Below are 8,970 nucleotides of genomic sequence, written 5' to 3'. Positions count from 1 at the left end.
CATCGTAAGCATTAGCTGAGAGCTTTCCGAAGGAAAGCTGGCATCGTAAGCATTAGCTGAGAGCTTTCCGAAGGAAAGCTGGCATCGTAAGCATTGGCTGAACTTCCAGTAGAGCTGTGTCGTAAACTTAAGCCGGGCCTTTCCCTCTACGGAAAGGACGGCGAGCGTACAGCGGACCCGGGCTCTCCGCATGGATAACCGGAACCGCATAAGAGCGCGCCGGCAAAAACCGGCGGTCGAAACGGAAAAGCTTTCGTTCAGGAAAACCTTCTTCGCAAGACCTTTGGGGCCAGGCTTTCCTGAGGAAAGCTTCGGATATCCCCTGGGGCTTCATATATATGTAAAATTCATGCCCCGATAAGCAATGGGAAGAGGAGAATTTCTTCTCCTCTTCTTGCATGGCTTATTTTAGGATTACAGACCTTTTTTAGCGATGAAAGCGGCCAGGTCAACGACACGGTTGGAGTAGCCCCACTCGTTGTCATACCAGGAAACGACTTTCACCATGTTGTCGCCTACTACCATAGTCGACAGAGAGTCGATTGTGGAGGAAGCAGGGTCACCGTTGTAGTCGCTCGATACAAGCGGCTCGTCGGAGTAGTTCAAGATGCCTTTAAGCGGACCGTCGGCAGCTTCTTTAAGAGCATTGTTCACATCGTCAACGGTTACGTTAGCGTTCAGCTCGACAACCAGATCCGTTACGGAAACGTTTGGAGTCGGAACGCGCATAGCCATACCGTTCAGTTTGCCTTTAAGCTGCGGCAGAACCAGGGAAACGGCTTTAGCTGCACCCGTAGTGGAAGGAATGATGTTCTCGGCTGCCGCACGAGCGCGGCGAAGATCCTTGTGAGGCAGGTCAAGCACTTGCTGGTCGTTCGTATAGGAGTGAACAGTTGTCATCATGCCTTTTACGATACCGAACTTCTCGTCCAATACTTTAGCGAAAGGAGCAAGACAGTTAGTCGTACAAGAAGCGTTGGAGATGACCGTATGAGCGGAAGGATCGTATTTCTCTTCGTTTACGCCCATAACAACTGTGATATCTTCGTTCGTAGCCGGTGCGGAAATGATAACTTTCTTCGCTCCGCCCTTCAGGTGAGACTCGGCTTTTGCTTTGTCTGTGAAGATACCTGTGGATTCAACGACGATTTCAACGCCGTATTCAGCCCAAGGAAGGTTTCCAGGGTCGCGCTCAGCAAATACCTTGATGGATTTGCCGTTAACTTTAATCTCGCCTTCGCCGGCTTCAACCGTAGCGTTAAGTCTGCCGTGAGTCGTGTCATACTTGAGCAGATGCGCAAGCGTGCTTACGTCCGTCAGATCGTTGATTGCTACGATTTCCACTTCAGCGTTGTTCAGAGCGGCGCGGAATACGTTACGTCCGATACGACCGAAACCGTTAATACCCACTTTTACCATTGTAATTCCTCCCAGTAGAAAGTTTATATTTCAAGACGCGCCTGTGGCCCGTCAAGATAACGTGTACTTTAACATCTCCACGGCTGCCGCTTCGTCCGTCACCAGGATGTCCTCCTGGCCGTATTTTAAAACCGAAGCTACAGCCGCGCCTTTGCTTTTGCCGCCGGCTACGCCGATCACGACTTCGCAGTGCTGGATATCTTCCAGCCGCAGCCCTACGGTCGGCATCTTATGGACAACCTTGCCCTCGGGGTTAAAATAGTAGCCGAACGCTTCGGCTAGCGCCCCTTCGCCGCGCAGGCTGTCTATCGTCTCGGAGTCTACCTTGCGCCTCTGCGCCATGACGATAGCATCTCCAATGCCGTGAATGACGATGCGGCTGCTGCGGACCACGTCCATCATCTCCTGGATGTTCGGTTCCTGGATCAAAGACTGATAGGCCTCCTCGCGGAGATGATCCGGAACATGCAGGAGGCGGTACTGCCCGCCGGTCTTCTTCGCCATCTTGGAGGCGATCATGTTCGCCTGCAGCTCCACGCTTTCGCCAAGCCCTCCGCGGGCCGGAACGAACAGGCTGCCCTTGAGGGCGCTCGTCGTGGACAGATGCTCCGCCACTTCGGCCATCGTGGAGCCGCCGGTAACCGCGATCACGTCATGCTTCGTGACGTGCTTGCGCAGCATCAGCGCGGCCGCCCGGCCCAGCTCCTTCTTCGCAAACAGCGAAGAATCCGAATCGCCGGGCACGACCACAACCTGCTCCAGGCGGAAGTGGTCGCGGATCCGCTTCTCCAGCTCGTTAAGCCCGAGCATCTCCTTGATAAGCGGCTGAAGCTTCTCCAGCAGTTCCCTGCCCGATTCGCTGATGCGCATGCCCGATGTTTCCGTTTCAATCAGGCCTTGGCCTTTCAGAAACTCCACCTCGCTGCGCAAAACCCGCTCCGTCATATCAAGAGCGCCGGCCAGGGTTCTGCGTCCCACGCTTCCGAGCAGAAAAATATGCTGCAGAACGGTGTAACGCTTGTTCAGAACCTCCAGCAAGTCCGGCAGGAGCTGTTTCTGGACGTCGAGAATATCTCTCATGCCATACACTCCTATTGATCGTGTTGGGACCCAAAATGTCCCGCGAGTGCATTTTAAGTCCCACATGGATCAAAAAAAACTTGCCTTGCACATCCCCATTATACCCCAGTTCGTATAAAAGAATCAATGTGTGCAAAGTTTGATTTTTGTAAATGGGCGTCCGAAAAAAATCTGAGCCGGAGGACTTGCTTTTTTTATACCTCTATCATATAATAACCTTTGCTGTTACTTAATGAAACATGCGCCCGTGGTCCAATGGATATGACGTAGGCCTCCGGAGCCTGAGATCGAGGTTCGATTCCTCGCGGGCGCGTACTGTTTACACCAAAAAGCTTCTGTCTTCGGACAGAAGCTTTTTTTGCTGCACCCGGCGGCTTATACTGCCTACTCCGCCGAGCCCATAAACATTTTTTGAATCCCCGCATACCGGGCGCGAAGCCAGCCCAGAACCGTTTCCTTGTTCCTTTTTACAACAACCAGACCCGTCAAAGCGATAGCGGCCGCAATAATGGCAATCGTCGAGTATTGGGAAATCACATGCAGCAGCTGCTGGATTTTCGTACCGAACAAGAAACCTACCATCACGTACGTAATGACCCACAGAACGCCGCTCAGCCCGTTAAAAATCAGGAAGGTCTTCAGGCGGATTTTCAAGATCCCCGATACATACCCCGTAAAGTGCCTCAGTCCCGGCACAAAATAACTGACGAGTATAATTTTGTCCCCGTACTTATCGAACCATTTTTTTATTTTCAAAAGTCTCTCCGGATTGAGAAGCACATACTTGCCGTACTTATCGAAAAAAGGCGTCCCCAACTTCCGTCCGAGCACATACGTAAAGATGGTTCCCGCAAAAGCTCCCGCAAATGAAACGCCCATAACACCAGCCATATTAAACGTGTTTACATGCACCATATGTCCCGAAATCATCATAGCCAGTTCCCCGGGAAAAGGCAGGGCCACCGATTCTGCGAAGAGGCCCAGGAAGAGCACCAGATACCCGTATTGTGCGAAAAGATCACTAATCCACTCCATAGTCCGCTCCTTATTCCAATTAATTTCCTCTCTTTGTTAGCCAGTATACCTTTTAAGGAGGAGTTTCATAATGGCCCCCGGTTTAGTTTCGAAACTGGACTTTGGTCGTGGCAGGAACCAGACCCCCTGTCATTTTATGGGTTTAACCCCTGGATTTACGGGCAGCCTTGATACTGAAGCCTTGCGGGAGCCTAAAATGTTTCACCGGTTCCGCTTGAGGGGAAAGAACGAGAGAGGTTTTTCCAAATAAGTTTGACCTTTCTTGACCTTTTGACGTTTTTTCGTTATCATATTTGTAGATACTGAAAATTAACGCAGTTATAGCGGCGTATTATCGAAGGAGGTAACATTAATGAGTTTTATTCCAATGGTTGTCGAGCCTGATGCAAGAGGAGAACGCGCTTACGATATTTACTCCCGTCTTCTTAAAGACCGTATTATTTTTCTGGGTACCCCGGTGAATGATCAGGTCGCCAACGCGATTATCGCCCAACTGCTGTTCCTAGATGCGCAGGACCCCGACAAGGATATTCATTTGTACATTAACAGCCCCGGCGGTTCCATCACAGCTGGAATGGCGATTTACGACACGATGCAGTTTATCAAATCCGACGTTTCCACGATCTGCGTAGGGATGGCGGCTTCCATGGGCGCTTTCCTGCTTGCGGCGGGCGCCAAAGGCAAGCGTTACGCCCTGCCGAACTCCGAGGTCATGATTCACCAGCCGCTCGGCGGCGCGGAGGGTCAAGCGACGGATATCGAAATTCGCGCGAGACGCATTCTCAAAATGCGTGAGAACCTGAACAAAATTCTCGCGGAGCGTACAGGCCAGCCGCTGGAACGTATCGATAAAGATACCGACCGCGACTACTTTATGAGCGCGGCTGAAGCAAGCGCCTACGGTCTTATCGATAAAGTCATCGAGAAGACAACCGAAGGCGGCAAGGAAGCTTAATTTCCCAACAAAGAAACCCCGGACTATCGACTTTCGTCGGTAATCCGGGGTTTCTTTTTAGTGCGGGCGAAATTAGAACAGAACCGGTCAGTCCAGATCCGCAAGCGGATAGAAAATCAGGTCGATCGGGAAAGCCGAACCGGCCGGAGGCGTAAACTCGATATCGAGCGACTTCTCCGTCCCAGTGGTGCGGTGGAGAATTTGCATGCCGTCAAAAGCGGTGATGACGCCGGAATACGGGATCGATTGGATCTCTCCGTTGATCTTGATCGGCCCTTTGAAGACACCGCCGCGGGCCAGCAGCATAATAGCCATCTTGCGCGGTTTGTCCGCGTGAATCTTGTAGACAACGCCGTAGTTGCCCCCATTTTTCACATTTTCCTTACGCATCACGTCGTAGCCATCCACGAAAGGATCGGTTTTCCCGTCCCCTATGACCAGCTTGGACGCTTTGGTGAAGGAAGAGGCATCGATATTCCATTTTATCTCGGAAACATCGAATGAGCCCCTTACGTGCCCTGTAAAGCCGAGCAGCTTGCTTTCGGATAGCGTCGTGCTTGACAGCTCATCGGCCGCCAGGAAAGAAAACTGGACTTCACCGGAAGTTTCCAGATCATAGAACAGGTTTACGCCCTGGCCGGGATAGAAATCCGGAAGCTGGCGGTAAACCAGTGTATCGTGCGGCGGAATCGTCAGCTTCTCGTTATATGTATTGCCCAGCAGGAAGTCTACGGAAGCCTCACTGCCGATCAGGTTCGCATATACGGAAGGCCATACCTCGCCTTTGTTGGTCGTTTTGACCGTGACGGGCTTATCCGTCGTGTTCGTTGCCATAATGGCGAACGTTACTTTGTTCTTCGTTCCGTTGATGTGGTCCGCATACAAACGGCCCTTGCCGTTAATCATGTCCTGATACAGGATGCCCGGCTCCGTAAATTCTTCGGGGCTGTCGCTGACAAGCAGCTTGCGGCCCGGTACGTTGGTCGTTTCTTTCGGAAGCATCGGCAAGTTGTAGAAGTGGGAAGTCAGCGTATCCCAGCTCAGTTTGTAGAAGCTGCCGATCTCATTGTGATAAACCGGATATTCGGCTTCCGATACATACGGGATATCTTCGACGATAACGTTTTTAGTGAAGACTTTACTCACATGTCCGTGCCTGTCGTAGACTTTAAGGCTAACCGGATAGGAACCCGGCTTGAAGAACGCGTCCTGCTTGCCTGTCCATTCGTACTTCGCCATGCCTTCCGCATCCGGATCGTAGCAGAGGTCGATGTACTTGACGGTCTCGCCGAGGCGGTATTTCTCTTTGTGAGTCGTAAACTTGGCAACGGGATTCGAATTGTTCGCTCCGTTGTCGTAAATGCCTTCCGGCTTGGGAACATAGATGATTTCCACTTTGCGCGATTCGTGGTAATACGTATACTTGGCGCCCATATAATCCGCAACCCAAGTCAGTTTGACGAGCAGCTTGCCCTTTACGATCGCCGCAACCGAATCGAACGGTACTTCTTCGCCGTTGATGTAGGCTTTTTTCAGATCGCTGCTTAAAACGATGTTATAGCCCGGAGGCTGCATCGTGATCGTTCTGGCGGCATTGTCCCACGTAACGGGGAACCCCAGACTGTCACCGATAAATTTAGCCGGAACGAATGTTTTGTCCTTGATGATGGTGGCCGCCGATTCCAGCTCCACTTGATCTTCATTGACGAACGCCTGCTTGTTGTCCAGGTACAAAACAATTAACTGCGATGAGGACGAGATTGCGCGCGCCTGAATCGGCATCAGGAAAACTGCGAACAGCACCAGCGCCATCAGAAGCGAAACCTCTTTCTTCCATTGAATCATGCTCCTACTCCTTTTCCTTCCTTTTTCTAAAAAACGACATGACAAAAAAGCCTTCTCCCGAAAAATCGCCCAATCTTTAGACGTTTTTTGCTGGAAAAGGTTTCTGTTTGACCAAAAATAAAAAGCTCCCTTGGCAGGAAGCCTTCGTTCTTACTGATTTTCAAGTTCTTCTTTGCTGACCAGTGCGACTAAAGCGTTTACAGCCTGTTCAGCGTCCGAACCTTCTGCACTTATGTAAATTTCAGTTCCTGTGCTGATCGCGAGGCTCATAATTCCCATAATGCTCTTGGCGTTTACCTTCTTCTCGTCCTTCTCTACAAAAATCTCGGACGAAAATTTATTGGCTTCCTGGACAAATAAAGCAGCGGGTCTAGCGTGAAGGCCGGTTTTCAATTTCACCACTACTGGGCGTCTCGACATGGATTGGATTCCCCCTACGTTCTTAATTTGCAGTCTATAATGCATCCCCGGCAATATCGCTCGGAGGTTCCCCTTACGTGTAACTTATGTCGGTTAAGCATCAGGCATGATGATTTCTATCCAATTCATGTTGGATGTTCATCGAACGGGGACCTGGCACCGGGCTGCGCTTGTCCGTTCAAGAACCGCGAGTGCCGTAAAATGCGTAATCTGCTTCATATTATACCATTTTAAGTCGAAATACTCTAGGAAAAAGTTCCCGTATAGGTCTAACGGATGGCTGCGCCGTTGCGAATTTTGTCGGCCAGTTCGTCTATTTTGCGCAGACGATGATTGACACCCGACTTGCTGACGCTTCCCTTCAGCATGTCCCCGACCTCTTTGAGGTTCAAGTCGGGGTGCTTCATACGAATTTCCGCGACTTCGCGGAGTTTTTCCGGAAGGCTGTCCAGGCCGACTTCCCGATCGATAAGACGGATGTTATCGATCTGCCGGACAGCCGCTCCGATCGTTTTATTAAGATTCGCCGTTTCGCAGTTTACGATACGGTTTACCGAATTTCGCATATCCTTCATGATCCGGACATCTTCGAAACGCAACAGGGCCTGGTGTGCGCCAATAATGCTGAGAAATTCAATAATCCGCTCGCCTTCCTTGATGTAGAACACGAACCCTTTCTTGCGCTCAATGCAACGGGCGTTCAGATCGAAGCGGTTGGCCAGCTGACACAACGACTGGCAGTGCTCTTCATACATGGAGGCAATTTCGAGATGATATGAAGACCCCTCCGGATTATTGACGGAGCCTCCCGCAAGGAAAGCCCCCCGGAGGTAGGCCCGCCGGCAGCAGTTTGTTTTTACGATGCTTTTATCTATGCCCGGAGTAAATTGAAAGCCTTCCGACACGATGTGAAGGTCGGAAAGCAGCTCTTGTACCTGGTTCGGCACGCGGACGATATAGACGTTATTCTTCTTAAGACGCATTTTCTTACGGACGAGCAGCTCGGTATGAAGCTCATACCGCTTTTTAAGCAAAGAGTAAATCCTCCTGGCAATAGCGGCGTTTTCCGTTGAAATATCAAGAACGACGCGCTGATTCGTCAGCTGGACGGAACCGTTCATGCGGATAAGAGCCGACAATTCGGCCTTCTCGCAGCAATCCTCCGCTTCGATTAGGGTCAATTCCTTCTTCGTTTGCGCCGCAAAAGACATGGGGACTCACCTCTTCCTGAGCATCCAGCTCTCCACGATCTGATAGATATGCTCGCTTAATTTATCCGCATCGTGGCGCAGATAGGTCCGGAAAAGCACCAGCTTGTCGGCGATGACGCGGTATCCGCGCTTCGTCACCTCATCGAGGTCCAGATGGACGGCTTTGGCGCCTTTCTCGGCATATTTATTCTGTACCTGGGGAGGGATCTCCCCGTTGTTTACGATGACATAATCAAACAAATGATGGCCTATATGGTTATGAATGGCCGTCAAATGATCTCCGACGGAGTAATCGTCCGTCTCGCCCGGTTGGGTCATCACGTTGCAGATGAACATTTTGACCGCATCGGATTTAAGAATCTCTTCCGCTATTCCCGGCACGAGCAGATTGGGAAGGATGCTCGTATACAAGCTTCCGGGGCCGCACAGGATGGCATCCGCATCGCGGATGGCCTCAATCGCTTCCTCCAGCGGCTCGATGTCCGCCGGCTCCAGCATAACCCGCTTGATGCGCCCTCCGGCTTGGGGAATCTTCGACTCCCCTTCCACGATCGTGCCGTCCTCCATCAGCGCCCGTAAATAAAGCTCCTGCCTGGAGGCGGGCAGCACACGGCCGCGTACCGCGAACACGCGGCTCATCTCGCGGATACCGGTGACGAAATCACCGGTGATGTCCTTCATTGCCGCGAGAATCAGGTTTCCGAGACTGTGGCCCGCGAGTCCGGTTCCTGCCGGAAACCGGTACTGCAGCATCTCGGAAAGCAGCGGCTCCACATCCGCCAGTGCCGTAAGCACGTTGCGGATGTCACCCGGCGGAGGGATTTGCAGCTCGGAGCGCAAAATGCCGGAGCTGCCTCCGTCGTCGGCTACCGTCACGATAGCCGTGATATCCAGCGGCTTCTGTTTCAACCCCCGGAGCATGACGGACAATCCTGTTCCGCCCCCTATGACGACTATCCGGGGCATATCGGCAGGGCGGTAAACTTTAGACATGGTTTCACCCTC

Annotated in this window: 8 protein-coding genes and 1 tRNA gene; 2 read left to right on the top strand and 7 right to left on the bottom strand. The window is 51.7% G+C overall.

Annotated features, from left to right (window positions below; translation table 11 throughout):
* Positions 1-414: 414 nt before the first annotated feature.
* Both gap and C4S74_RS25810 read right to left on the bottom strand, forming a co-directional pair.
* Positions 415-1,419: a type I glyceraldehyde-3-phosphate dehydrogenase gene (gap, locus tag C4S74_RS25815; protein ID WP_103998150.1), complete on the bottom strand. Its 1,005-nt coding sequence runs from the start codon at positions 1,417-1,419 to the stop codon at positions 415-417.
* A gap of 51 nt (positions 1,420-1,470) precedes the next feature.
* Entirely contained in the window at positions 1,471-2,499 is a 1,029-nt protein-coding gene (locus tag C4S74_RS25810) for a sugar-binding transcriptional regulator (RefSeq protein WP_103998149.1), read from the bottom strand.
* 241 nt (positions 2,500-2,740) lie between these two features.
* Between C4S74_RS25810 and C4S74_RS25805 the strand changes: the two genes are divergently transcribed.
* Positions 2,741-2,812, top strand: a tRNA-Arg gene (locus C4S74_RS25805).
* 71 nt (positions 2,813-2,883) lie between these two features.
* On the opposite strand, the gene C4S74_RS25800 is transcribed toward C4S74_RS25805, so the two are convergent.
* The gene (locus tag C4S74_RS25800) at positions 2,884-3,534 is read right to left on the bottom strand and encodes a DedA family protein (protein WP_103998148.1); all 651 of its coding nucleotides are present in this window, start codon (positions 3,532-3,534) and stop codon (positions 2,884-2,886) included.
* A 352-nt stretch (positions 3,535-3,886) separates the two neighbouring features.
* Here C4S74_RS25800 and clpP point away from each other — a divergent pair, with 352 nt between their 5' ends.
* The gene (gene clpP / locus C4S74_RS25790; protein WP_009676841.1) at positions 3,887-4,489 is read left to right on the top strand and encodes an ATP-dependent Clp endopeptidase proteolytic subunit ClpP; all 603 of its coding nucleotides are present in this window, start codon (positions 3,887-3,889) and stop codon (positions 4,487-4,489) included.
* Positions 4,490-4,576: 87 nt separating this feature from the next.
* On the opposite strand, the gene C4S74_RS25785 is transcribed toward clpP, so the two are convergent.
* The 4 genes from C4S74_RS25785 to yvcK form a co-directional block, all read right to left on the bottom strand.
* Positions 4,577-6,334: a copper amine oxidase N-terminal domain-containing protein gene (locus C4S74_RS25785; protein ID WP_103998146.1), complete on the bottom strand. Its 1,758-nt coding sequence runs from the start codon at positions 6,332-6,334 to the stop codon at positions 4,577-4,579.
* 150 nt (positions 6,335-6,484) lie between these two features.
* A complete protein-coding gene (locus C4S74_RS25780; protein ID WP_103998145.1) occupies positions 6,485-6,754 on the bottom strand; it encodes an HPr family phosphocarrier protein in 270 nt (89 codons plus the stop codon).
* 269 nt (positions 6,755-7,023) lie between these two features.
* On the bottom strand, positions 7,024-7,965 hold the full coding sequence (whiA, locus tag C4S74_RS25775; protein WP_103998144.1) for a DNA-binding protein WhiA: 942 nt from the start codon (positions 7,963-7,965) through the stop codon (positions 7,024-7,026).
* Positions 7,966-7,971: 6 nt separating this feature from the next.
* The gene (yvcK, locus tag C4S74_RS25770; protein ID WP_103998143.1) at positions 7,972-8,958 is read right to left on the bottom strand and encodes a YvcK family protein; all 987 of its coding nucleotides are present in this window, start codon (positions 8,956-8,958) and stop codon (positions 7,972-7,974) included.
* Positions 8,959-8,970: the final 12 nt, after the last annotated feature.

It is taken from the genome of Paenibacillus sp. UNC499MF (assembly GCF_900107975.1).
GTDB lineage: Bacteria > Bacillota > Bacilli > Paenibacillales > NBRC-103111 > Paenibacillus_F.
This window is presented reverse-complemented; position numbering and strand designations above follow the sequence as displayed.

Coding starts and splice junctions, on each gene's coding strand:
- gap (WP_103998150.1), bottom strand. CDS start 1,419: ATGGTAAAAGTGGGTATTAACGGTTTCGGTCGTATCGGACGTAACGTA.
- C4S74_RS25810 (WP_103998149.1), bottom strand. CDS start 2,499: ATGAGAGATATTCTCGACGTCCAGAAACAGCTCCTGCCGGACTTGCTG.
- C4S74_RS25800 (WP_103998148.1), bottom strand. CDS start 3,534: ATGGAGTGGATTAGTGATCTTTTCGCACAATACGGGTATCTGGTGCTC.
- clpP (WP_009676841.1), top strand. CDS start 3,887: ATGAGTTTTATTCCAATGGTTGTCGAGCCTGATGCAAGAGGAGAACGC.
- C4S74_RS25785 (WP_103998146.1), bottom strand. CDS start 6,334: ATGATTCAATGGAAGAAAGAGGTTTCGCTTCTGATGGCGCTGGTGCTG.
- C4S74_RS25780 (WP_103998145.1), bottom strand. CDS start 6,754: ATGTCGAGACGCCCAGTAGTGGTGAAATTGAAAACCGGCCTTCACGCT.
- whiA (WP_103998144.1), bottom strand. CDS start 7,965: ATGTCTTTTGCGGCGCAAACGAAGAAGGAATTGACCCTAATCGAAGCG.
- yvcK (WP_103998143.1), bottom strand. CDS start 8,958: ATGTCTAAAGTTTACCGCCCTGCCGATATGCCCCGGATAGTCGTCATA.